17 protein-coding genes and 1 pseudogene are annotated in these 23853 nt (G+C 65.3%); 6 read left to right on the top strand and 12 right to left on the bottom strand.

The annotated features are described in order from the left end of the window. Positions 1–29 precede the first annotated feature (29 nt). The 6 genes from LDL21_RS19655 to LDL21_RS19680 all read left to right on the top strand — a co-directional run bounded on the left by LDL21_RS19655 (position 30) and on the right by LDL21_RS19680 (position 3854). Positions 30–527 carry a peptidylprolyl isomerase gene (locus tag LDL21_RS19655; RefSeq protein WP_067494863.1) on the top strand — a complete coding sequence of 166 codons (498 nt, stop codon included), beginning with the start codon at positions 30–32 and terminating at the stop codon, positions 525–527. A gap of 109 nt (positions 528–636) precedes the next feature. After that, a complete protein-coding gene (locus LDL21_RS19660) occupies positions 637–1134 on the top strand; it encodes a hypothetical protein (RefSeq protein WP_225281268.1) in 498 nt (165 codons plus the stop codon). A gap of 308 nt (positions 1135–1442) precedes the next feature. Then, the gene (locus tag LDL21_RS19665; RefSeq protein WP_225281269.1) at positions 1443–1817 is read left to right on the top strand and encodes a YbaB/EbfC family nucleoid-associated protein; all 375 of its coding nucleotides are present in this window, start codon (positions 1443–1445) and stop codon (positions 1815–1817) included. A 288-nt stretch (positions 1818–2105) separates the two neighbouring features. Further along, a complete protein-coding gene (locus LDL21_RS19670) occupies positions 2106–2423 on the top strand; it encodes a hypothetical protein (RefSeq protein ID WP_225281270.1) in 318 nt (105 codons plus the stop codon). A 107-nt stretch (positions 2424–2530) separates the two neighbouring features. Further along, positions 2531–3193 (top strand): hypothetical protein, encoded by a 663-nt coding sequence (locus LDL21_RS19675; protein ID WP_225281271.1) that lies wholly within the window; start codon positions 2531–2533, stop codon positions 3191–3193. 187 nt (positions 3194–3380) lie between these two features. Then, positions 3381–3854, top strand: a complete 474-nt coding sequence (locus LDL21_RS19680; protein WP_225281272.1) for a hypothetical protein — start codon at positions 3381–3383, stop codon at positions 3852–3854. 117 nt (positions 3855–3971) lie between these two features. Here the strand turns inward: LDL21_RS19680 and LDL21_RS30215 are convergent. The 12 genes and pseudogenes from LDL21_RS30215 to LDL21_RS19735 all read right to left on the bottom strand — a co-directional run. Then, positions 3972–4367 (bottom strand): annotated as a pseudogene (locus LDL21_RS30215) (transposase family protein); the annotation flags it as partial. 291 nt (positions 4368–4658) lie between these two features. Beyond that, positions 4659–5651 (bottom strand): hypothetical protein, encoded by a 993-nt coding sequence (locus LDL21_RS19685; protein WP_225281273.1) that lies wholly within the window; start codon positions 5649–5651, stop codon positions 4659–4661. A 549-nt stretch (positions 5652–6200) separates the two neighbouring features. Next, positions 6201–7745, bottom strand: coding sequence for an acyl-CoA carboxylase subunit beta (locus LDL21_RS19690; RefSeq protein ID WP_067494870.1), 1545 nt, complete (start codon positions 7743–7745; stop codon positions 6201–6203). A 5-nt stretch (positions 7746–7750) separates the two neighbouring features. Continuing rightward, complete coding sequence (gene pks13, locus LDL21_RS19695) at positions 7751–12961, bottom strand: polyketide synthase Pks13 (RefSeq protein WP_225281274.1); 5211 nt, start codon at positions 12959–12961, stop codon at positions 7751–7753. 94 nt (positions 12962–13055) lie between these two features. Continuing rightward, the gene (fadD32, locus tag LDL21_RS19700) at positions 13056–14969 is read right to left on the bottom strand and encodes a long-chain-fatty-acid--AMP ligase FadD32 (RefSeq protein ID WP_181700514.1); all 1914 of its coding nucleotides are present in this window, start codon (positions 14967–14969) and stop codon (positions 13056–13058) included. Between the two features lie 213 nt (positions 14970–15182). Beyond that, complete coding sequence (locus LDL21_RS19705; RefSeq protein WP_067494879.1) at positions 15183–16202, bottom strand: LLM class F420-dependent oxidoreductase; 1020 nt, start codon at positions 16200–16202, stop codon at positions 15183–15185. Positions 16203–16355: 153 nt separating this feature from the next. Continuing rightward, the gene (locus tag LDL21_RS19710; protein ID WP_181700512.1) at positions 16356–17345 is read right to left on the bottom strand and encodes a cutinase family protein; all 990 of its coding nucleotides are present in this window, start codon (positions 17343–17345) and stop codon (positions 16356–16358) included. Further along, the gene (locus LDL21_RS19715; protein ID WP_067494883.1) at positions 17345–17848 is read right to left on the bottom strand and encodes a DUF732 domain-containing protein; all 504 of its coding nucleotides are present in this window, start codon (positions 17846–17848) and stop codon (positions 17345–17347) included. Before LDL21_RS19715 ends, LDL21_RS19710 begins: the two co-directional genes overlap by 1 nt. 113 nt (positions 17849–17961) lie before the next feature. Further along, on the bottom strand, positions 17962–19728 hold the full coding sequence (locus tag LDL21_RS19720; RefSeq protein WP_225281467.1) for an alpha/beta hydrolase-fold protein: 1767 nt from the start codon (positions 19726–19728) through the stop codon (positions 17962–17964). Positions 19729–19944: 216 nt separating this feature from the next. Then, entirely contained in the window at positions 19945–20982 is a 1038-nt protein-coding gene (locus LDL21_RS19725; protein WP_255495612.1) for an alpha/beta hydrolase, read from the bottom strand. A 333-nt stretch (positions 20983–21315) separates the two neighbouring features. Then, entirely contained in the window at positions 21316–22374 is a 1059-nt protein-coding gene (locus tag LDL21_RS19730) for an alpha/beta hydrolase (protein WP_181700510.1), read from the bottom strand. A gap of 301 nt (positions 22375–22675) precedes the next feature. After that, on the bottom strand, positions 22676–23746 hold the full coding sequence (locus LDL21_RS19735; RefSeq protein ID WP_181700508.1) for an alpha/beta hydrolase: 1071 nt from the start codon (positions 23744–23746) through the stop codon (positions 22676–22678). Positions 23747–23853 lie beyond the last annotated feature (107 nt).

A 23853-nucleotide genomic window follows, 5' to 3' on the forward strand; every position in this document is an offset into this window, starting at 1 on the left:
TGACCCCTCCCCTCCCTAGACTCGACCGCATGACCAAGGTGAATCTCGTAACAAACTACGGACCGATCGTGCTCGAGTTGGACGACCAGGCCGCGCCGAACACGGTCGCCAACTTCGTGAACTACGTGAACTCCGGCCATTACAACGGCACCGTGTTCCACCGCGTCATCCCCGGTTTCATGGTGCAGGGCGGCGGCTTCGAGCCCGGCCTGAAGCAGAAGCCCACCCAGGCGCCCATCCAGAACGAAGCAACCAACGGCCTCAAGAACGACAAGTACACCGTCGCGATGGCCCGCACCAACGACCCCCACTCGGCCACCGCCCAGTTCTTCATCAACGTCTCCGACAACGCCTTCCTCAACCACACGGCCCCCCAGGGCCAGGGCTGGGGCTACGCCGTCTTCGGCAAGGTCGCCGAGGGCACCGAGGTGGTCGACAAGATCGCCGCCGTCCCGACCGGCAACGCGGGCCCCCACCAGGACGTCCCCACCGCCGACGTCATCATCGAATCTGCAACCGTCGCCTGATCTTTCGACGCTTGCCCCGGGCCGCCACCTTCCTATCGGCGGCGGCCCGTTGTCGAATTCCTCGGACCGTCCGAATGCGGCCGATACACACGCGGTATGGTGCCAAGACTTGTCAAAGTTCTTGGGGGAACACGTGAAAGACCTCATCTATTCTGCGCTGGGCGTTGTGTTCGGCGGCTTCCTCGTCTTCGGTGGAATCGTCACTCACAACAGTGGGGCCGACTGCGACGGCACGGCCATGTCGGCTGGCCAGACCTGCGTGACGACCAGCAAGGGTTCGTCGGTGGAGCGTGACGCCGCCGAGCAAGAGGCACAGAACAAGCGCACCGGGTGGATGCTGATCGGGGGTGGGGCGGTAATGAGCCTCGGCTGCGCGTTCTGGTTGCGAAGCAATCTCCGGTCGCGCCGGGGACGCCGCACCGCCGCCGCCCCGCAGGGTTACGCCCCCGCCGGCCAGCCTGGTGCACAGGGCCAGTGGCCGACACCCGCCCCACAACCTCAGGTCCAGTGGCCGCAGGGCGGTCCCGCCTACGGCGCACCCACATACCAACCGCAGCATCCGCAGAATCACCCGCAGGGCACTTACAACCCGAACTACCGCAGGTAGCTCGCTGGTCGGCTTCTATCGGTCCGTCCGACCGCTGAACAGCTGGTCCAAGTCGATGACGGATCGCTGCTGCGGACCGCTGAGCTCGAAGTACTTGCCTGCGGGGATGTGGTGCAACGATGCGATCAGCAGGGGATTTCAAGCACCGCGGCTTCTATCGAACCGGAAGCCACTCCCGGCGTCCTGGGCGCCGCCTACCGCCCAAGGCCCACATTGACGGTCCCCTGCGTCGCAGGTAGCTTTCATCCTGGCATCGGCCGACTGCGGGAGTCGCCGACCATCACCGCGTGCTCGGGGAGGGTGACCAGGTGACGATCACGAATCACGAACAACTCGGCGACCTGCTGGATCAGATTCACAACCAAATCGACGCGTTTCATACCCGCGCTTCGAGCGCAATATCAGGGGCCTCGCATGAATCTTTCACCGGCTATTCGAACGATCGGCGCGTAAAGGCGGTAGTCAGCAACGACGGGCGGACCGTCCTCGACATCGAACTGAAAGCAGGTTTCGGCGATCTCAACCGCCCAGCCTGGCTCCTCGCCGACGATGTCGACCTGACATGTCGCGGGATCGTTGAGGCGATAAATGCCGCACGAGAAGGAGCAGCCGAGCGTTCAACTACAGCTCTGGCGGAGGAATTTCCTGAAGCATTCGAACTACTCAAGGATCTTAAAGAGTGACAGATTTCGACGAATTATACGCACTGACACAAGATCTGAATCTGAGATATAATCGAACAGTTGACAGAGTCAAGCGAGGAGAGTTCGCGCAACAACAACGTCACACAGTTCAAATCGTCGACCAATATCTCGACGTACCGTACGGTTCACTCACGATTGATGATTCAGGCCAGCTGTACGATATTCAGCTCGACGCTTACGAAGTATCACAATCGGGGCAGGACCAGGTAGTCTCACTTATACTTCAAACCGTGAATAGCTCACTACGTACCAAACTTGGGGGATGAAATGACCGACCTGAGCGTATGCCCAGAAGCCCTGCGAATGCAAGCCAGGGAAATCGAAGATTGCTCGGTGCATTACACCACATCTGCCGCATCTGTCGGCGAGAATCGCCTTTCGCCACTAACATTAGGTGCACTCGGCCGGGATATCGTTCAGATATTCAATGATATGAGCCTAGATGTCAGTAATAAGCTGAAGGAGAGTTCCGCAACCATCCATTCCGCCTCCGCTGGGATCTATGCATGTGCGGCGCACTTTCAGAGCGTAGACGATGACTACTACCGCAAGTTTGGATATATCAACGAGACCTTGGGGTACTGAGAGCAATGGGGAGTAGGACGACAAAGGGATATCCGGTCCCAGCCGATCATAACCCGCACAACCTACCAGAGGAGCTGATCTTCCCTTGGGGTGCGGCGGGCACGCTGGTGACTACGGCCGAGCGTATCGGCGTACCGGGCGTCCGCACACTGATCGATAGCATCCAGACGATGCTGGGCAATCCGAATGAAGCGTCCGCAACAACGACCGCATGGCAAACCGCTGTACAAGAATTGACATCCGCCGTGGACGGCAGCGGTACCAACAATATCGGACTCTTGACTGCCAAAGATGAGCTGGGCGCTCGATGGAATGGCACCGCACGTGAAGCAGCTGTCGCCTACGTCGACCGCATTGTAACTACAACGAATTCTATTCGTGACGCCATTAAGAGCATGGCAACACAGATCGACGAACTCCGCACAGTCATTATGACGAACTACAAAGAAGCGATCGCGCTCATAACCGAGTACGCTCAAAATGTCGTGGAGACTGCCGGAGGAATGATGGCGTTTGCTGACGACCTTCTCAAGTTCGACCCCACTGGCGTGATCGACTCGCTCACCGACTGTCTTTCAAAATTTGTCGAGCTTGCCGGCAAAAAGGTACAGCTGGTCATTGAATTTCGAGATTCGGTGATGACGATAATTCAGGGTATCAAGAACAATGCAGTCACCATACCGGTGCAATCTGCAATAGCTCCAGCCGCACTTGACAATGCTGGGTGGCAGCCTAGGCATCCAGTCGGGAAGCCGGTTGGAAATGGCTAGAATATCCCCTCACCTTCCGATACTGGTAGCTGGGGCGCTGATGCTCGCCGCATGTGCCGACGACCAACCGTCTGAAGTCGCAAGATTTGATCACACGCCGAAATCTTGCCGTGCACTCGCAAATTTTACAAGCTCTGCAATCTCGCGTTTTGTAGGGCCGATATACACGGATGAGGGACTGTCCGAAGTGAATCTCGACGAGCTTCCACCAACTCCTGGCGCCCGAAATTACGGATGCGATGTCCACTTTATAGCTGCGGGCTTCCCCAGCGGGCCGGCCGGAGAGCCGGCCACGCGATCGGTTAATGTTTCGTTCAAGCTGTATGACTCAGGCGACCGAACAGGGAAAGCGAAAGACAGCTTCCGACTTCTGCGCGATTCCGCTACCGAGAAGCCCAAAGTGTCAGCAGCCAAATCGATTACGGGACTTGGCGACGAGGCATACGTGGTCGATGACGCCAGCTTGAGCTCGGCCTCCACGGCGGTCACCTTTCGCATTAGCAACATGATGGTTACCGTCGGTGCCCGAGGAAGCGACTTCGGTGAGGGCCGATCGAACAACGGGGAACCGTCACCCGGACTGGTGGCCAGCGTCCACAGCGCGACCGAGGCAATCGCCCACGCTGTTGCGCCGAACCTCGATTCCATCGTCAACGAGTAATCTGTCGTTCTGCTTCCTCCGCTGTCCAGTTTTCGGCTGGTTGCCTGCAACATTGGGAGTGTGTAGCGTCGCACGAACAAGAACGGCCTCCCGGTGAGCTGGAACTCGTTCGTGATGAACATGGATCGCCCGCACGATCAGCCCTGCCTTGAACGGGCAGCAGCGTAGCTTCTGCAGTACCTTCCAGGTCTTGAGCTGGGCGAATGCCCGCTCTCTCCGGCCCCGCCGCTGTGCGTGGGCGCGGTTGGCGGCCTTCTGCGAGGGCGGCTTGTTGCGACCTCGTACGGAGTCAGCACCCCTGACTACCTTGATAACCCTTGTCGCCCAATACGATCCAACCCTGGGCTTCGACTTCGTGGAGGACTCGTCAGACCCACGCGGCTTCGCTGTCGTGCACACTGCCCGGCAGCGCCGGTGACAACCAGACGATTTCACCTTCGGGCGAGGTGATGACTGCACGTTCATGCCGTGGCGGCGGTGCTTGCCGGAGTAGAACGGCCGGTCCGCGGCAAGTCAACGACCCCCTGCTGAACCTGCAGTGCCTCAACGGCTTTCACCAGCAGGTTGAAAAGAGCTCCGTTCGGGCCGCAAGACGAGCAGAACACGCATCAGCCATTCGAGCACGCAGTCGTGATCCCCGTCGGCAGGGCCTTGGCCCCTAGTTTCCCCTCGACGAACTCCAGCCGAACACCTGACCGGCGGCCCGCGCGAGTTCCTCGAACTCACCGGTCGTCATGAGCGGGTCACGCGCTGCATACATGAAACCAACGATACCCACCCGATCGCAGACTCTTTTACATCGATCTATCCTTCACCGCAGACGAAACCCAGTCTAACCGCCGTGATATCCCCCGCCCGAAGTCGCTGCACATCAGCGGGGTCGATATCCCATTTCGTCAGATCCTTTGAGGTCGGATCCTGTGGGCTGGCGGTCATGTGGCAGCCATCGTCGAACTTTCCTTTGATGCCCCAGTTGTAAGGTTCTGGGCCACCAAGAGAAAAACGCCCACCCATGGTCAAACCAGGACCGGAGATCTTGTCAACCCAGCCGTCACCCGTACCAACCAGATACATATACTCGTAAGAGCATCCGGCATTTCCACAGTTGGATTCGAAATACACGCGCTCATGTCCGATTATCACCGTTTGTTCGGCATGCCTCCGGGCCACGGAGTTCGGCGTTTCTCGTGCGTAACAGTACGACGCAACCCCGAGGATCACAACGATGAATAGCAAATTTCCGAGCCAACGACCGCTATTACTCTTTCGGCCTACTTGCATGTATATACACCATCGATCATCCGAAGCTATCTGGCGAGAGATATCAAATCGGTTGATATAACCCTTGGCTGCGGGGCCGAACTCTTCATTCGGGATATAGGTATCCAAGAACTTGGTCTCCGAATTATACCCCGCCGCCAAATACTTATCCCGCGTATAATTCTCCTGCAGCCCATCTGGAGCTTTCCCTCCCCACTCCTCTTGGATGCGTTTGAGGTTGAAGGCTGCCGCCTTGACGGCCAAGGAGTCGTCGTCGGCAACGAGCGCCCACTGTTTCCCAGCGAATTCCTCGGGATACTTCTCCTTGAGTTTATTGAAGGTTTCTTCCCTCATGTTCGTTGTCCCCAGAGAGTTTCCGTATCCATCAGTCACTTCTCTGGGCCTCGTGGTGACATATCTAAAAGCGTCGTAGCCCCAGCTTGCGCTCTCCTGCAGGGCGCTTTCGGCGCGGTCTCCTCCTTCTTGGTACAAAATGGCCAATACTACTCGTAGGATCAACACCAGCTTGGGTTCCATACAGCACCGCATCGTCGATCCATTCCCTCATGTTGGCATTCGCAACGCTGAGTCATCACACCGCGTCCACAGTGGCGTCCGAAACCATCGCCCACCTCCCCTCGGTGCCAGGCCGGCGTGAGCCCCGGTTCGAAGGCCGGCGCGGCGATCTCGACGCTGCCGTCCAGGCACGCCACCCAACCCGGCTGTCCCCCCTAGTAAAAGTCCAACGCTTCGTCAAACGCCCCCGCGTAGGCACCGGCGAAATCGCGGTCTACCCCGGCTACCAACTCGACTCCCGCCCCACCGACGACGGCCCCGCATTCCTCTGGCTCGACTACCCGACGACGGCCGCTACCTCATGCAGTACCACGACGCCCAAAACTTCACCGTCATCCCGGGCGCCACCGAGGAAATCACCCGCCGCCTCCGCACCCGAATCGACATGATGTGCAGACAAGTCGAGGGCGTTCGATAGGAGCGAAATTCCCGTCGAGCAGCAATACAGTCGCGCACTGGCCGCAGCGCGACTGCCTGCCTCGAAATTCGCGGCAGGCAGTCGCGGGCGAACTACAGCGGCAGGACGTGGTGTTTGCGGGGGTTGCGCTGGAGTTTCTTGTCCTGGAGGAGTTTCAGGGCTCGGCGGAGTTCCAGGCGGGTGGTGGCGGGTTCGATGACCGCGTCGATGAAGCCGCGTTCGGCGGCTACCCAGGGGGTGGCGATGTTGGCGTTGTAGAAGTCGATCAGGTTTTGGCGGATGGCGGCGCGCTGGTCTTCGGGGGCCGCGGCGATCTGGGCGGCGCCGAGTAGGCTGACGGCGCCCTCGGCGCCCATCACGGCGAGGCGGGCGGTCGGCCAGGCGAGGTTGATGTCGGCGCCGAGCTGCTTGGAGCCCATCACCGCGTAGCCGCCGCCGTAGGACTTGCGGACCACCAGGGTGATCTTGGGGACCGAGGCTTCCACGTAGGAGAACAGGAAGCGGCCGCCGCGCTTGATGACGCCGACCTTCTCCTGTTCCACACCGGGCAGAAAGCCGGGGGTGTCGACGACGAAGATCAGCGGGATCTCGAACGCGTCGCACAGGCGCACGAAGTGCGAGGCCTTGTCCGAGGCGCGCGCGTCCAGGGCGCCGGCCGAGGCCAGCGGCTGGTTGGCGACCACACCGACGCTGCGGCCGTCGACCCTGGCGAAACCGGTGATGATGTTGGGCCCGGTGCCCGCGCTGATCTCCTTGAACTCACCGTCGTCGAAGATGCGCAGCAGGATGTCGTACATGTCGTAACCGGCGTTGTCGGAGTCCGGCATGATCGTGTTCAGCTCACGATCGGAGTCGGTGATCTCGGGCTCGATGCCCGGGTTCACGACCGGCGGGAGCTCCTGGCAGCTGCTCGGCATGTAGGCCAGGTACTCACGCACCCACTGGAACGCGGCGGCCTCGTCGACGGCCACGTGGTGGATGTTGCCGTACTCGGCCTGCGTCTTCGCACCGCCGAGCTCCTCGAGGCTCACGTCCTCGCCGGTGACCTCTTTGATGATCTTCGGGCCGGTGACGAACATGTGCGCCGACTCGGTCGCCACCACCACATCGGTGCAGATCGGCTGGTACACCGCGCCACCGGCGCAGTTGCCGAGGATCACCGACACCAGCGGCACCATGCCCGACAGCGGCTCCACATTGGTCGCCATCCACGCGTACCAGGCCAGCGAGCTGATGGCCTCCTGCACGCGCGCGCCACCGGAATCGTTGATGCCGACCAGCGGGATACCGACCTTGGCGGCGTACTGCATGATCCCGCACAGCTTGCGGCCGAACGCCTCACCGACCGAACCGCCGTACACGGTCTGGTCGTGCGAGAACACCGCGACCGGACGGCCGTCGACCTGCCCGTGCCCGACGACGACACCGTCGCCGTAGAGGGCGGTCGGGTCGCCGGGCTTGCGGACCAGCGCACCGATCTCGACGAAGGTGCCCGGATCCATCAGCATGTTGATCCGGTCGCGGGCACTGGGAATGCCCTTACGCGCCCGCTTTTCGATACCCTTCGCGCCCGCGGGCTCTTTCGCGAGCTCGAGCCGCTGGTTCAGATCGGCAAGCTTTTCGGCGGTCGTGCTCAACTAACTCAATCTCCCTTTGCGGAAATCGCGGCCAGCTTGGCGGCGAGGTCGGCACCGATCTGGCCGATCCGCGGTTCGTCGACAATCTGCAGGTGGTCGCCCGGGATGTGGATGACCTCGAGGTTCGGGATGTATTCATCCCAGCCACCGTTGGGGCGGCGGTTGGCGTAGCGCGGCTCGAGCTCGATCATGCCGTCCTGGTAGGTGTCGGCGAGATAGAGCACCACGTCACCGTCGTAGCGCGAAGGCTTCGTCTTCGCCAGGTGGCGGCCCTCGATCCACGAAGTGCGCTGGTGTTCGAGCACGCCGCCGGGGATCTTGGCGCCGCTGAGCTTCACCAGCGTGGCGACGATCTCGTACTGCTCCTCGTCGTCGGCCTGTGCCAGTTCCTGCAGTTGCTCGTCGGGCAGGTCGCCATCGACGCCGTAGGTCTTCTTCGCGAACTGCTGGTACCGCTGGATCCGGCGCACCCGTTCCTCGGGGCTGTTGTCCTCGTCTTCGACTGGAAGGGCGAGGTCGATCAGGCCGACGACGCGCACATCAGCGCCTTCTTCCCGCAGGAACTGCGCGGTCTGCAGCGCGAACACCGCGCCGAGCGACCAGCCGTACAGCACGTACGGACCGTCGCCCTGAATCTTGCGCAGTTCGGCCACGTACTGGCGAGAACGCTCCTGGATATCGCCCTCGACCCGCTCGAATCCGTACATCGGGGTATCGGCCGGAAGACGCTTCAGAAGCGGCTCGTACACGAGCGTGTTGCCGCCAGAGGGGTGAAACACGAAGACCGGCACAGCATCCGAGCCCTCGGGCCGCGGTCGCAGCGGACGAATGAAGCCGTCTACGTCCGCGCCGCTGTCCTGCAGGTTACGAACGATCTCGGCGAGCTGCTCGATGGTCTCGCAGTCGAGCACATCGTCGACCGTGACCTCGGCGCCGACCCGCTCGGTGAGGCGGGCCGCCAGCTTCTCGGCGACCTCCTCTTCCAGGATCGGGAGCGTGTTGAAGACGCCGCCAGGAGACGTGCCGGTGACGACGGCCCAGCTGGCGTAGGTCAGCCGCTCGGCCGCGTCGCGCGGCGGCACGTTGTCCTCGCTGCCTCTGGCGTCACCGAAGTAGTCGACGTCGATGGCCGCCTCATCGGAAACCTGCTCCGAAACAGCATCGGTCGCGGTTTCGGCCCCGCCGATGCCGCCATCGGTAGCGGCACTGTCTTCAGTGGAGCCTGTGTCCGAAATCGCTTCGCTGACAGCGGCTTCCGACGGCAGCTCGGCACCGGCCTGCTTGGCCGCGGCCAACGGGTCGTCACCCTTGGCGATGGCCGCACGGGCAGCCTCGACGAAGTTGGCGTCGACACCGATCTCGACATCCTCGCCCGCAGCCCGAGCGGCAGCCTGCTTCTCCGCCATCGCTGCGACCTCGTCGCGGTGCTCGATGGCGTAGCGCAACACCTTTGACACCTCGTTGAGGCTGGCGTCGCGCACGGCCGACACCTGCAGCTGCGGGATGTCGAATTCGTATTCCACGCGGTTCTTGATGCGCATGGCCATCAGCGAGTCGAGCCCGAGTTCCATCAGCGGGATCTCCATGGGGAGGTCCTCGACGGCGTAACCCATGGACTCGGCGACGATCACGCACAGGCGCTGCTCGACGGTCTCGCTGCCGTTGGGGTCCCAACGGTCGCTGGTGGCGACGGCGATCTCGGCGGCGGAGGGCTCGGCAGCCGGAACCGCAACGGGCGCAACCGGTTCGGGCAGGGCGGCACCGGAGGTGACGACCGCGTCGAACAGCAGGGTGAACCCGACCGGCGTCTTGGCGTGCACCTGCACCGACGCCCCACCGAGGTGCGGGGTGAGCGTGGTGGTGAGGGTGCCAGTGGTGGGCAGCTCGGCGTGCGGGTGCGTCACTGTGACGGCGACATCGGACAGCACCTGCGTGGCAGCGGCCTTCACCAGGGCGGTGAGGTCGTTGACCGAGGCCGCCTGGACCTCCCAGGCGTGACGGCCGTCGGGCATCGCGACGTGTGCGCCGGGCACGCGGGTGTTGCCCGAACCCGACGACATCGTGACCTTGGGCCAGTACTCCTTGCGCACGAACGCGGTACGCGGAACATCGGCGTAATCACCTTCGGGCAGCAGCGAACTCAGGTTCACCGCATGACCGTGCACGTAGAGCTGGGCGAGCGCGCCGATGACACCGGCCGACTCGTCCTCCTTGCGCTTCAAGGTCGGGATGAGCTGCGCGTCGTGCACACCGGCCGCGAAGGTGGTGCCCAGAACCTGCATCAGCGCAACGGAATTCGGGGCCAGCTCGAGGAACGTGGTGTGCCCGGTGTCGACGGCGGCCTTGACCGCGTTGGTGAAGTACACGCTGTGGCGCATGTTCTTCACCCAGTACGGCTCGTCGTGGATCGGGTCGGTGCCGGGCTTGAAGTACAGGCCCTCGTGCACGGTGGAGTACAGGCCCACCTTCAGCGGCGTGGGCTCGATGCCGGCGAGTTCGGCGGCGAGCTCGCCGAGCAGCGGATCCATCTGGGAGGTGTGGCCTGCGCCGCGGGTCGGGAGGATGCGGGCGAACTTGCCCATGCCCTCAACCTCGGCGACGATCTGCTCCACCTGATCGCGCGGACCACCGATCACGGTGTTCGTCGGCGCCGCGTACACCGCGCACTCCACATCGGGGAAGCGCGGCAGCAGCTGGGCCACGTCGTGGGCGCTGAGTTCGACCAGTGCCATATTGCGCACGTCGTCCTCGGTGATCATCTGCTCGCCCTCGCCCATCAGGCGCGAGCGGGCGCAGATCACGCGCACCGCGTCCTCGATCGACAGACCGCCCGCGATGTAGGCGCCGGCGACCTCACCCATCGAATGACCGACCACCGCGGCGGGTTCCGCGCCGTGTGCGCGCAGCACCGCGGCCAGGCCGAGCTGGATGGTGAAGATACCGACCTGGCAGGTGCCGACGTCGTAGTCCTGCTCGTCGTCGAGGAACATCTCGCGGATCGAGTAACCGGCCTCGTCCTGCACCAGTTCGTCGACCTCGTCGACCGTCTTACGGAAGATCGAGTTCTCGGTGTAGAGCTGCTTGGCCATCTTGCGGTGCTGGGAGCCGAAACCGGCCATCACCCACACCGGGCCGTTGGACGCGGGCGAGTCGGCGGTGAACACACCGGCGCCCGGCTTGCCCTCGGCGATCGCGCGCAGACCGGCCACCGCCTCTTCGTGCGTCTTGGCGACGACGACACCGCGCGAACGCTGGTGGCTGCGCTTGGCCAGCGAACGGGCCACGTCGGCCAGCGGCACATCCTTGCCCGCGCCCTCGAGCCAGTCGGCGAGCCGGGCGGCGGCGCGCTTGCGGCGCGACGGCAGATAGGCGGACACGGCGAGGATCACCGGCAGCGGCTCCTCGCGGTCGCCGTCCCACTCGAGCGGGGCGGGTTCGACGGCGGCCTCGGTGATCGCGACGGCCTCGGCGACCACATCGGTGGTCTCGGAGCCCTCGACCTGCGCGGCGGCGACCTGCTCGGACGTCACGTCCTCGACGACGGGCTGCGACGGCACGTACTCCTGCAGCACCACGTGCGCGTTGGTGCCACCGAAACCGAAACCGGAGATACCGACGGTGGCGACACCGCTGTAGCGCGGGAACTCGGTCGGCTCGTCGACGACCTTGAGGTTGGCCTGCTCGAACGGGATGTACGGGCTCGGGCCCGCGTAGTTGATGTTCGGCGGAATCACGTTGTGCTGGAACGACATCAGCACCTTGGCCAGAGCGGGCACACCCGCACCGGACTCGAGGTGGCCGAAGTTGGTCTTCACCGAGCCGAGCAGGGCGGGCTTGTCGGCCTCGCGACCACGGCCGATGACGCGGGCCAGCGCGTCGGCCTCGATCGGGTCACCGATGGGGGTGCCGGTGCCGTGCGCCTCGATGTAGTCGACCGAGGAGGGGGCGATGCGCGCGTCGCGGTAGGCGGCACGCAGCACGTCGACCTGGGCGTCGGGGTTGGGGGCGAACAGGCCGTTGGAGCGGCCGTCGGAGTTCACGGCGGAACCCTTGATCACGCCGAGGATGTTGTCGCCGTCGCGTTCGGCGTCGACGAGGCGCTTGAGCACCACCAGGCCCGCGCCCTCGGAACGGACCATGCCGTCGGCGTCGGAAGAGAACGCCTTGATGTGCCCGTCCTTGGCGACCGCGCCGTTCTGGTCGAAACCGAGCGTGATCACCGGGGCGAGGATCATGTTCACGCCGCCGGCGAGCGCCACATCGGCCTCGCCGTCACGCAGCGCGCGCACCGCCTGGTGCACCGCGACGATGGTCGAGGAGCAGGCGGTGTCGACGGTGATCGACGGGCCACGGAAATCGAAGAAGTACGAGACACGGTTCGCGATCACACCGGTCGACGCGCCGAGCAGGGCATAACCCTCGGCCGACACCGGCAGATCCGGATCACGATCGCCCAGACCCAGCGAGGCGAGCAGCTGGAAGTCGCTGGTGGAGGAGCCGACGAACACGCCGACCTTGCCGCCCTTGAGGTCACTGGCCGGAATGCGCGCGTGCTCGAGCGCCTCCCAGGTGAGCTCCATCATCAGCCGCTGCTGCGGGTCGACCCGCTCCACCTCGACCGGCGACATCGCGAAGAACTCCGCGTCGAAGCCCTTCACCACGTCCTGGTCCAGGTAACCGCCGAGGGTGTTGCCCGCCTCGATGGCCGCGGCGACCGACGGGTCCGCGCGGAACTCGTCCCAGCGGCCCTCGGGCAGCTCACGGATGGCGTCGCCGCGACCCATGATGAATTCCCAGGTCGACTCGGGGGTGTCGCCCGCGCCCGGCAGCCGCGTCGACAGGCCGACCACGGCGATGTCGTGCGCCTCACCGGGGGTGAAGCTCGCGGTGTACTCGTCGGCCGACTCCTCGACCTCCTCCGGCTCACCGTTGACGATGATCTCGGCCAGCGACGCGATGGTCGGGTGCTGGTAGATCACCGTGGGAGCCAGCGAAACGCCGGTGCGGTCCTCGATATCGCCGCCGAGGGCCAGCGCGTCGCGCGAGGCCAGCCCGAACTCCTCCATCGGCCGGTCGACGGTGATCGCGTCGATCGACTGGCCGGTCGCCTCGGCGACCCAGCGGCGCAGCCAGTCACGCAGCTCGGCGACCGAGAGTTCGCTCTGCTCCGCGGGGAGGTCGGGGTTCTGGGTGGGCGTGCCCTCGTTGTCAGCCATCAATTCCTCAAGCTACCTGTCTGCGTACAGGGCGCGCCGTGGATTGACGCCCGGTGTGGTCGCACCGGGCGTCAGCTCCGAGCCGGTCGGCCGATTACTCTTCCGGTGCATCGGGGAAAGCCTGCTGGGTGTAACCACCGCGCAGCGTTCCCTCGAGGTAGGCGGCCTTGCAGGCGCGCCGGGCGATCTTGCCGCTGGACGTACGCGGGATGGAACCTGCGGGCACCAGCAGCACGTCACGCGCGGTGACGCCGTGGCGCTGCGAGATCGCCGCACGCACCGCGTCGGCGATCGGGCCCGGGTCGGCCTTACCGGCGCCGGGTCCGCGTTCGGCCACGATCACCAGCTGCTCGGACGCGTCGTCGGCGTCGAACTTCAGGCCCGAGTGGCTGTCGGCGGCGAATACTTCGGCGGGCAGCTGGTTGGCGGGCACCGCGAAGGCGGCGACGAAACCGGGGCGCAGCGCCGTCGAGGCCTCCTGGGCGGAGTACTCGAGGTCCTGCGGGTAGTGGTTGCGTCCGTCGACGATCACCAGGTCCTTCACGCGACCGGTGATGTACAGCTCGCCCTCGAAGTACACGCCGTAGTCGCCGGTGCGCATCCAGTCGGCACCGGGCTCGGTGCCCTCGGTGTGCCCACCCGGCTGCGCTTCGGCGATCTTGTTGCGGAACGTCTTGGCCGACTCGTCCGGGCGACCCCAGTAGCCGATGCCCATGTTCTTGCCGTGCAACCAGATCTCGCCGACCCGGCCGTCGGGCTGCTCACGGCCGCCCTTGGGATCGTCGATCGACTCGGGGTCGATGATCGCGGCCCACTGCGACAACCCGACGTAACCGCAAGATACCTGTGCGATGGCGTTCGGTGCGGTCGGCTCGACCCGAACCATCCGGCCCGCGTTCAGCTCGTCGCGGTCGACGTAGATGTACTTGGCTTCGTCCTCGGCCTTGGTCGCCGAGACGAACAGTGTCGCCTCCGCCATGCCGTAGCACGGCTTGATGGCCGTCTTGGGCAGACCGAACGGCGCGAACGCCTCGTTGAACTTCTTCATCGAGGACACGGTCACCGGCTCGGACCCGTTGATCAGGCCGATCACGTTCGACAGGTCGAGCGACTCGCCCGCCTTCGGCACACCACGCGCGGCGGCGTGCTCGAACGCGAAGTTCGGCGCGGCCGCGAACGTGCCCGCACCATCGGAGACGGCGGCCAGCTCGTTGATCCAGCGCGAGGGGCGCCGCACGAACGCGCTCGGCGACATGATGGTGATGAACTTGCCGCCAACGGCGGGCAGGATCACGGTCAGCAGGCCCATGTCGTGGAACAGCGGCAGCCAGGTGACGCCGCGCGAGTTCTCGTTCATGTTCAGCGAGTTGATCATCTGCAGCAGGTTCGTCCCGACCGCGCGGTGCGTGATCTCCACGCCCGCGGGGGTGCGGGTGGAACCCGAGGTGTACTGCAGGTAGGCGATGTCGTCGATCGCGGTGTCGGGGCGGACCCACGAGTCACCGAGGGTGTCGGGGATCGCGTCGACGGCGATGATGCGCGGGCGCTGAGCGGCGGGCAGCGAACGGAAGAACTGGCGCACGCCTGCCGCCGAGGAGGTAGCGGTGAGGATCGCCGACGGCTCGCAGTCGCCGAGCACGGCGTGCAGCCGGTCGGTGTGGCCGGGTTCGTCGGGATCGAACAGCGGCACCGAGATGGTGCCCGCGTAGATCGCGGCGAAGAAGGAGATCACGTAGTCCAGGCCCTGCGGCGCGAGGATCGCGACCCGGTCGCCCGGGTTGGTCACCTGTTGCAGGCGAGCGGCCACCGCGCGCAGCCGAACTCCGAACTCCTGCCAGGTCAGCTCGTGCACCTCGCCGTCGCGTTCCCGCGAATAGTCGATGTAGCGGTACGCGAGCGTGTTCGCATCGTTACGGGTGTGCTTCTCGACGTGATCGACCAGGGTCCGACCCTCGGGAATAACGATGTTCCCGGTCTCGTCCAGGTAGTCGTCGAAAGTCTCTTCCATTCCTTCTTCTCCTCCGAGGCCGAGTCACCGGTGAATTCGTCCAACGCATTTCGACGTTGACGCCGGTGCGGCCACGACTCGCTATCGCCACCGGCCCCCGGAGCACGCCGGAGCGTGCATCCTGACAACCTGCGGATTTTCGAGCGGTCTGCGCGGTAGACCGCTATCGGCTAGATGTTCTCAAACCAGAGTCATGTTACAGAGAACCCCCGCTCAGTCCTCCCGCAGCAGCGGAATGACAGGCGCGAACGCGTCCATCTGGGTGGGAAAGATGCCCACATACGACATCGACGTGAGTTCGCGCACACGCTTGATCTGTTCGGCGATTTCCTCGAACGTACCGATCGCGACGTAGGGCGAGTTCAGAATATCTTCCACCGATAGTTCCACGTCGACCTCGAGGTCCGGGTGCAGGCCGCGATCGATCGCGCGCAGCGCCATCTCGGCGGTCTTCTCCCGGTCGTCGGTGATGACGATGGCGGTGATGGCCCAGTTCAGTTCGATGTCGGCGAACCGGTCACCGGCAGCGGCCTTGACGATGTTGACCTTCTCGATCGTCTTCTCGAGCGTGATGCCCGAGAGCAGACCCTTGCCGTTCTTGGTCGTCTGCGGCACCACCGAGACGATGTCGGCGTGCTTGGCCGCCAGGGCGAGCATCTTCGGGCCGCCACCACCGGTACACAGCGGCGGACGCGGGCCCTGCCTCGGGCGCGGCGTGCCCTTGATGCCGCGCACCTGGTAGTGCTTGCCCTCGAAGTTGCATTCCTGGCCGCGCAGCAGCGTGTCGAGAATGGTCAGCGACTCGTCGAGCTTCTCCAGGCGCACGCCCGGACGCTCGTACGGGATGCCCGCGTTCTCGAACTCTTCCTTGATCCAGCCCGCGCCGACGCCGACTTCCAGCCTGCCCTTGGACAGCACGTCGATGGTCGCCAGGTCCTTGGCGAGCACGACGGGATGGCGGAATCCGTTGGCCAGCACCGAGGTGCCCAGCCGGATCTTGCTCGTGGCCTGCGTGAGTGCGCCCAGCGCGGCGATCGGGCCGATCTGGTCACCCAGGTGATCGGGCACGACGAACGTGTCGTAACCCATCTCCTCGGCTTCCTGTGCCGTCTGGACGAACTTGCGCGCGCCACCCTCCTGCTTGTTGCCCTCGCCCGCCGCGGCGAAACGGAACGGACGCAGCGGCGTACCCAGCGCGGTCAACTCACCGACGGGTGCCCCAGCTTCGGTCATGAACTCTTCGCTCCTGGCTCTCCGGTGTGTTCGGGCGCAATCACCAGCGCACTTTACAGCGTGCGAGCGAACAGTACTGCGGATGTCACAGCGAGGCATGAACCACGCCAAACATGGCGCCCCTGTGACTGTGACAACCTCGTCTTGCGAAACTCAGGAATGCGGTGGATGGGGGGCGTTCTGGATGAGTTCGCTCGCCCAGTTCACCGTCCACTGGGTGGCGGTGGTGCCCTGTCCGTCGACGGTATTGCTCGCGTAGAGGGCGTGCACCGGGTTGCCGGCCGACCGGATCAGCGCCGCGAGACTGCCCAGCGCGTTCACCGGATTGAGGGCCTCGCGTGGCGCGTCGCAGATCATGTCGCCGGGGGCGCAGATGGAGAACACCTTCGGTGCCAGCTCGCCGAAACCACCCTCACGCGGGCCGGTCATCGTGATGCCTGGCACGTTCACCCCCCGCAACGCGACTTCGGCACCCTCGCCCGCCGGCGGCGGGTCGCCGATCTCGGTCGGCTGGCCGGGGCCGGTGTTCGCGGTGCGGCGGCCGTCGGCGATCACGGTGACGCCGAGTACCCGGTCGGCGGGGATCGGGCCGTTGCCCGCGCCGATCTGGGCGGCCACGTCACCGGCGATCACCGCGCCCTGGGAGAACCCGGCGATCACGTAGGTGGTGAGCGGGCACTGCTGGTGACGCTGGGCCAGGATGTCGGTGGCCCGCGCGGTGCCCTCGGTGCGGCTGTTGTTGTAGGAGGCCTGACCGTCGGGCGGGATGGCGATGGGGTTCGAGAACTGTGCCACGTAGGGCACGGTGTACACCTCGAGCCGGTTGTCCGGGAACTGGGCGCGCAGCGGGTTGGAGATGCTGAGCATCAGCGAGATCGGGTTGGCCGTCGGGTTGTACGGGTCGTCGTTGCTGGCCGACTCCCAGGTACCGGGAATCGACAGCAACATCACATCGGGACAGTCCGCCGACTGCGACGTCGGTGGCGGGGGCCCGGGCGGCGTCGGCCCCGGCTCACGCAACCGGCCCGCGAGCAGGTACCACAGCAGCACGATGACGATGATCGCCAGGACGAGCAGCGCGAGTACCGTCAGACACCCCGCAGGCCAGAGCCTGCGGGTACGTCGCGTCGGTCGGGGATTCATCAGCAGTAGGTGGAGTTCGCGGCCGCGATGTAGATCTCGGCGGCCTTGTTGACGTCCATCTTGGCCGGGTCGAACGCGGCGTCGGTGCCCGCCATCGCGGCGACGAAGGTGGCGATGTCGGCGTCACTGGCGCCGGTGCTCTTCGCCGAGCAGATGTAGGTGGCGGCGGTGATCGCGCTGGTCTGGTCGGCCGGATGGATGCCGTTCTTGCCGAGCTCGTCGAGGAACGCCTTGTCCTTGCCGGTGGCCGGGGTCTCCTCGACGGTCGGCGCGACCTGCGGCTGCTCGGGAGCCGAGGTCTCGGACTCCGGCGCCGCCGAGGTGGTGTCCTCGGCCGCCGAGGTGGCGGGAGCCTGCGTGGTCGCCGACGCGGCGGCGCTCGCACTCGACGACAGGGTCGGTGTCTGCGAGGCGGTCGAGTCGTTGTCGCCGCAGGCGGACAGCAGGGCGACGGCCGCGAGGGCCGCGACCGATCCGGCTACCTTGCCAGGGATCCGATGCATGAAGATGTCTTTCCTCGATCGTTAGTCAGGGGAGCGGTCGCTGCCAAGGCTAGCCGGACACACGGGTGGTCCGGGCGCCCCGGCACGAACCTCAGCGAGTTCTCAGCCCGAGCTCACACACCGTGCACTTCGGATCTGCCGTCCCGCACCACGATGAACCCGGTCTGAAAGTTCTGCTGCACACCACCCGGAACGGTGAACTCGTCGCTCACCGGATACCCCAGACGACCGTTCTCGAAGCCCTGTGCGGCCCAGGCATCGGCCAGCGGGCCCGGTCGCACCACGAAGGCACCCGAGAGCGGGCTCCAGTAGATGGTGCCGCCCTCGAACCGGGTGGCCCGACCGAAGTCCTTCAGCGGCAACTCACCCGACACCGGGAACCCGAGCGGGCTGTTCTCGAATCCGAGCTGGGCGTACTTGTCGAGGATGAAACCCTCCACGCGGTGCGCGCCGGTGGCGGCGCTGTGGAACATGGTGCCGTGTTCGAAGGCCTGCACCGCACCGTCGCGGCTCGGCGTGCGCGCCTCGGCGGCCAACGGGTAGCCCGCGGGCCCACCCTCGAAGCCCTGCCTGCCCCATTCCTCGAGGAATGCACCGCGCACCACCTGCGCGCCGGTCTGCGGCGACCAGTAGATCGAGCCGCCCTCGAAGGTCTGCATGCGGCCGCGCCCGTCGGGCAGGCCGTGCTCGTCGCCGGTCGGCAGGCCCAACGGCGAAGCGGCACCGCCGATTCCGGCGTAGGTGCCACCGATCCGGCCGCCGACGGCGTGGGTGCCGGTCGCGGCCGAATGGAACACCCGGCCGTTCATGAAGTCCTGCACCACTCCGGCGCCCGCCGCGTACTCCCCCGTGACGCACCCGCCGAGCCAATTCGCCACCTGCACAACCGAACCGATCGCCCCGCCCGCCGTGCACTGCGCCCCGCCGGGCTCGGTGCCGAGTGCGGCCGCGGCTTGCGGCCACGACTGACGCATTTCGAAATCCCAGTACGGCCACGAATGTGTGCCCGCCGGACGGTAATTCGCCTGCACCGGGATCGCGAGCTTCTCCAGCTTGGTCACGAAGTTCTGCGTCGACAGGCGCGAGAGGATCTCCAGCCCGGTACCCGCCCAGTTCTCGCTCAGCAGCGGGATCTCGCCCGCCTGATCGTGGCTGCCCGCCAGCCCGCTGCCGCTCGAGACGTACATGCTCACGCCTTTGAGCTTCTCGGCGAGCAGGTAGGGATCGTGGGCCGCCCACTCCGGGCTGCCGGGCGGACCCCACATGGCCGAGGACTCGAACCCGCCCGCGTCGCGCACCGCGAATTCGATCGCCTGCGGCATACCGAGCGTCGTGGTGGTGAGCAGGCCCGAGTACGAGGCCACGTACTTCATGAGGCCGGGATTGCGGCCCGCCAGGTTCATCGCGGCCGTGCCACCCATCGAAAGGCCTTGGACGCCACGCACATCCGTCGTACGCCAATCACGTTCGAGCACCGGCGGAAGTTCCTTGGTGAGGAAGGTCTCCCACTTGTACACATGGCCGTTGTTGGGCTCGAGCCAATCGGAGTAGAAGCTGGACTGACCGCCCACCGGCAGCACCACGTTCACGTTCTTGTCGGCGTAGAAGCCTTCGGCGTCGGCGTCTTTGGTCCAGCCGTTCTCGTCGTCCTTGGCACGCAGGCCGTCGAGCATCAGCATCATCGGGAACGCGGCGTCGGGCCGGGCGTGCCAGTCGCGGGCCAGCAGCATCTGCACCTGGATGGGGGTGTTCATGGCGGGTGAGAAGACCGTCAAGGCCACTCGTCGGTCCGTCAGCCACTCCACCCGTTGCACCGACGCCACCGCGGCCTGCGCGGGCGTGGGAACGGCGAGCGCGGGACCGAGCAGGGCGGCGGTCATGGCCGCGATTCCGAGGATCCGCCGAATCGGCGCCCGGAGACGATGTTTCTGCAACACGCGCGACCTCCTATCCCCACCCTGGGACACAGCCTCCGTCACGTTGTACCGCAGTACCGGCCGATAACCGGGGAAGACACGCGAAGCGCCCGCACAGCAAAAAGACCGGCCCACCCTGCGGGTGAGCCGGTCTTCTCAGCGTTGCTGTGCGGAAACTACTCAGGCACCGAGCGCGCCCAGGATCTGCGGGCGAGCCTTCCACAGCTGGTCTTCCCAGTACTTCCACGAGTGGGTACCGCTGGCCGGGAAGTCGAAGGTGGCCGGGATACCGAGGCTGGCCAGACGACGCTGGAACGCCAGGGTGCTCACGAACGAGATGGCCTCGATGCCCATCGCGTTGGCGGTGTTGTACACCCCGCCCAGACCAGCCGGACGATCGTGCTGACCGGGCAGGCCGTTGGCCGAGGAGATGAACATCGGCAGACCACGCAGCTCCGGCGCGAACACCATCGGGTCCATCCGCAGCCACGCCGGGCTCCACGGAGCGGCCATGGAGTCGACGTTGAAGCGGCCCGCGTCGAGCATCATCACGCGGATCGCCTCACGCATGCCGGGGGCACCCCAGTTCAGCGGGCCCGACAGCGAGGAAGCGTGCTTGAACTGGTCGCGGTGCAGGGCGGCCAGCCGCAGCGCGGCCGGACCCGACATCGACAGGCCGAGCACCGCGTTGTTGTGGCGGGAAACGCCGTAGCCCTCGAGGAAGGCGGGGAGCTCTTCGGTGAGGAAGGTTTCCCACTTGTAGGTGGTCTTCTGACCGTTGGTGTTGGACGCGGCGGTCCAGTCGGCGTACCAGCTGGACTGGCCACCGACCGGCATCACCAGGGTGACGTTGTCGTTGGCGAACTGCTGCATCGCGTTGGTCTCGAAGGACCAGGCGTTGCGGTCGTCGCGGGCGCGCAGACCGTCGAGCAGGTACAACGCGGCATTGCCGCCGTTGCGGGCCCACTGAACCTGGACCTTCACCGGACCCATCTTCGACGGGACCATCAGTTCTTCGTAGCCACCCGCGGGCGCACGCAGTGCGACACCCGGAACCGGCGCGGCGAACGCAGTCGGGGCCGCCGCACCCGCGGCGATCGGCAGCACGAGGGCTGCTGCGCCGACAGCTAGAATTCGATTACGCCAACCACGAGGTGCTGTGCCCCGGGATGTACCCGGCTGGTCACCCTTCGGCGCGACGGCCTTGCCGAAACGCATGTGAATTCCGCTCTCTTTCTGCTGTTATGGCATGCCAGACACGTCGGTGTCGACAACCGGATCCCGACAGTCCGGTCGTCAGAAGAGATGAAACAACGATCTGGTCACACTTACGCTCGCTGGAGGATATTCGACCGGCGAATTAACTGCAAGGGCAGGGATATTGGCGGCTGGCGCCGCTGGGGTTCTCGGCCCTGAGGGCCTCGCACCCGAAGGGCGATACTGCGCCTGCGGCGTTACGTCTCGCCCTTCGGGTGCGAGGCGGCCGAAAACCCGTTGTTGTCCGGACACACGAAACCGGCGCCGAAATGTTCGGCGCCGGTTCATGTTTTGTCAGCCGATATTGTTCGACAGGTCCGGGATCATGCGCAGGGCCTCGTCGTTCCAGGTGTTCCAGGCGTGGATGCCGAAGGGCGGGAACGAGTAGGTGACGTTGCGCGCGCCGAGGGTGGCCATGCGGACTTCGAAGGCGCGAGTGTTCGCCAGTGCCAGCGCTTCCAGCGCCATTCCGTTGACGGTGTTGATGTTCGGTCCGTCGGAACTGGTCGGCAAGCCTGAGCCCGCCGCTATCCACAGGCGAGTGTTGTTGCGGACCAGGTTGGGGGCGAACACGAACGGGTCCATCCGCAGCCACTGTGGGCCCCACGGCGGGGCCATGGAGTCCACGTTGTAGCCGCCCGCGTCGATCATGCCGAGGCGGATGGCCTCACGCATACCGGGCGCGGAGATGTTCAGGTAACCGGAGTAGGCGCCCGCGAAGGAGAACTGGTCGGGGTGGTAGGCGGCGAGAGTGAGCGCCGCCGAACCGCCCATCGACAGGCCGAACACGCCGTTGCGGGTGCGGCTGAAGCCGAGCCGGTCGCCGAGCGCGTTGGGCAGTTCCCTGGTGAGGAAGGTTTCCCATTGGTACCGGTAGCTCTTGCCCGGTCCGCCGGCGAACGCGTCGATCGCGCCGGAACCGGTGGCGGGACCGTTGCCGGGCACACCGAAGAAGCTGCTCGGGGAATTCCAGTCGGCGTAGAAACTCGACATTCCACCGACCGGCATCACCACGTTGATATCGGCCCGTGCGAGCGCGTTGGGGATATCGGTCTCGATTTCCCAGCCGTTGAGATGCTCGGGGGCGCGCATACCGTCGAGGACATAGACCACTCGATTGGTGTTGCCGTTGGCCGCGCGCAGAATGCGCGTCTTCACCGGGCCCATGCCGGAATCGACCCAGAAGTCGAACGCGGCCGGGTTGAAGCCCGCGGCGGCCGGCGCGGCGGTGCCACCGACGGCCGTGGCGAGTGGGACGAGCAGAGCCATGGATACGCCCGCGGCCCATCGCCGCACCCACGATCCGCGGGTGGCGGTCTTCACGGGTCCACGCTCGCGGCGCAGTGTTCGCATTCGACTAGACCTTTCTCGGCAGACCGATAGCGCAAACCCCGAGCTACGCAGTCGGATTCCTCATCGGGCGCCGAAATGTGATCGAACCAGGGCAAAACGGACGATTCAACCTCGACGCATGCTCACTGAGTATCAAACGCTTCACGAACGCTTACATGTTGCTGGAAAGTGACCCGCAACACAACTCTCGGTGATCTGTCGCACATGATTCGTCACCGTCTTTGTCTCGGATCGTGACGCGAAAGCACAAAACCGCCCGGGTGCGAATGCACCCGGGCGGTTTCGCGTGAAACCAGCCGACTCAGCCGATATTGGCCGAAAGGTCGGGGATCATGCGGTGGACTTCCGCTTCCCAGTTGCGCCAGTTGTGCACGCCGGTGATCGGGAAGTCGAAGGTGGCGTTGCCGCCGCCGAGGGTCGCCATGCGGACCTGGAACGCGCGGCTGTTCACCATCGCGAGCAGCTCGAGCGGAACGCCCTGCACGATTTCCATCGGGTTGGACACATCGCCGGCACCGGGGATACCGCTGGCGGCCGAGACCCAGACGCGGGTGCCGTTGGCGACCAGGCGCGGGGCGAAGACGAACGGGTCCATCCGCAGCCACTGCGGGCCCCACGGCGGCGCCATCGCGTCGATGTTGAAGGCGCCCGCGGAGATCATGGCGGTGCGCATCGCCTCACGCATGCCCGGCGCGGAGATGTTCAGGTAGCCGGAGAACGAACCGGCGTAGCTGAACTGGTCGGGGTGGTAGGCGGCCAGGGTCAGGGCGGCCGAGCCACCCATCGACAGACCGAAGACACCGTTGTTGTTGGGGTTGAAACCGAGCCTGCTCGACAGCGCGTTACGCAGATGCGTGGTCAGGAAGGTTTCCCACTTGTAAGTGTTCTTCTTGCCCGCCACCTGGGCCGGAGCGATCGACGAACCGGTCATCGACGAGCCGGTGGCCGCCGAACCGGTGGAGCTACCGCCCGAACCGGCGTCGAGGCCGAAGAAGTTGCTCGGCGCGTTCCAGTCGGCGTAGAAGCTGGACTGGCCGCCGACGGGCATCACGACGTTGATGTTGGCGTCCATCAGCGCGCGGGCGACGTTGGTGTCCTTCTCCCAGCCGCTGAGGTCGTCCTGGGCCCGCATGCCGTCGAGCGCGTACACGACCCGGTTGGTGTTGCCGTCGGCCGCACGGAAGATCCGCGACTTGATCGGGCCCATTTCGGAGTCGACCCAGAAATCGAAACCACTGGGATCGAATGCCGCCGTCGCGGTGCCGGTGGGACCTGCCACCGACGCCCCGAGCGGCAGCACGATCGCCAGCGAAACCAGCACCGACCGCTTGAGCCAGCCGGCTCCCCTGGTTCTCAGACGTCCGCCACGCATTCTGTGTTGGGCCTTTCCTCATGCGGTTCACGCGGAACCGCGGTTGCAATGACCGCCGACTGACATCCGGCACACCAGTGCGCCGACGGAAGTTCCTCGTTGACCCT

Source organism: Nocardia rosealba, assembly GCF_020216065.1.
GTDB classification, from domain to species: domain Bacteria; phylum Actinomycetota; class Actinomycetes; order Mycobacteriales; family Mycobacteriaceae; genus Nocardia; species Nocardia rosealba.

Bases quoted from the DNA above. Each gene is read 5' to 3' on its own strand.
- LDL21_RS19655 (WP_067494863.1), top strand. From the start codon at position 30: ATGACCAAGGTGAATCTCGTAACAAACTACGGACCGATCGTGCTCGAG.
- LDL21_RS19670 (WP_225281270.1), top strand. From the start codon at position 2,106: ATGACCGACCTGAGCGTATGCCCAGAAGCCCTGCGAATGCAAGCCAGG.
- LDL21_RS19685 (WP_225281273.1), bottom strand. From the start codon at position 5,651: ATGGAACCCAAGCTGGTGTTGATCCTACGAGTAGTATTGGCCATTTTG.
- pks13 (WP_225281274.1), bottom strand. From the start codon at position 12,961: ATGGCTGACAACGAGGGCACGCCCACCCAGAACCCCGACCTCCCCGCG.
- fadD32 (WP_181700514.1), bottom strand. From the start codon at position 14,969: ATGGAAGAGACTTTCGACGACTACCTGGACGAGACCGGGAACATCGTT.
- LDL21_RS19705 (WP_067494879.1), bottom strand. From the start codon at position 16,202: ATGACCGAAGCTGGGGCACCCGTCGGTGAGTTGACCGCGCTGGGTACG.
- LDL21_RS19710 (WP_181700512.1), bottom strand. From the start codon at position 17,345: ATGAATCCCCGACCGACGCGACGTACCCGCAGGCTCTGGCCTGCGGGG.
- LDL21_RS19715 (WP_067494883.1), bottom strand. From the start codon at position 17,848: ATGCATCGGATCCCTGGCAAGGTAGCCGGATCGGTCGCGGCCCTCGCG.
- LDL21_RS19720 (WP_225281467.1), bottom strand. From the start codon at position 19,728: ATGACCGCCGCCCTGCTCGGTCCCGCGCTCGCCGTTCCCACGCCCGCG.
- LDL21_RS19725 (WP_255495612.1), bottom strand. From the start codon at position 20,982: ATGCGTTTCGGCAAGGCCGTCGCGCCGAAGGGTGACCAGCCGGGTACA.
- LDL21_RS19730 (WP_181700510.1), bottom strand. From the start codon at position 22,374: ATGCGAACACTGCGCCGCGAGCGTGGACCCGTGAAGACCGCCACCCGC.
- LDL21_RS19735 (WP_181700508.1), bottom strand. From the start codon at position 23,746: ATGCGTGGCGGACGTCTGAGAACCAGGGGAGCCGGCTGGCTCAAGCGG.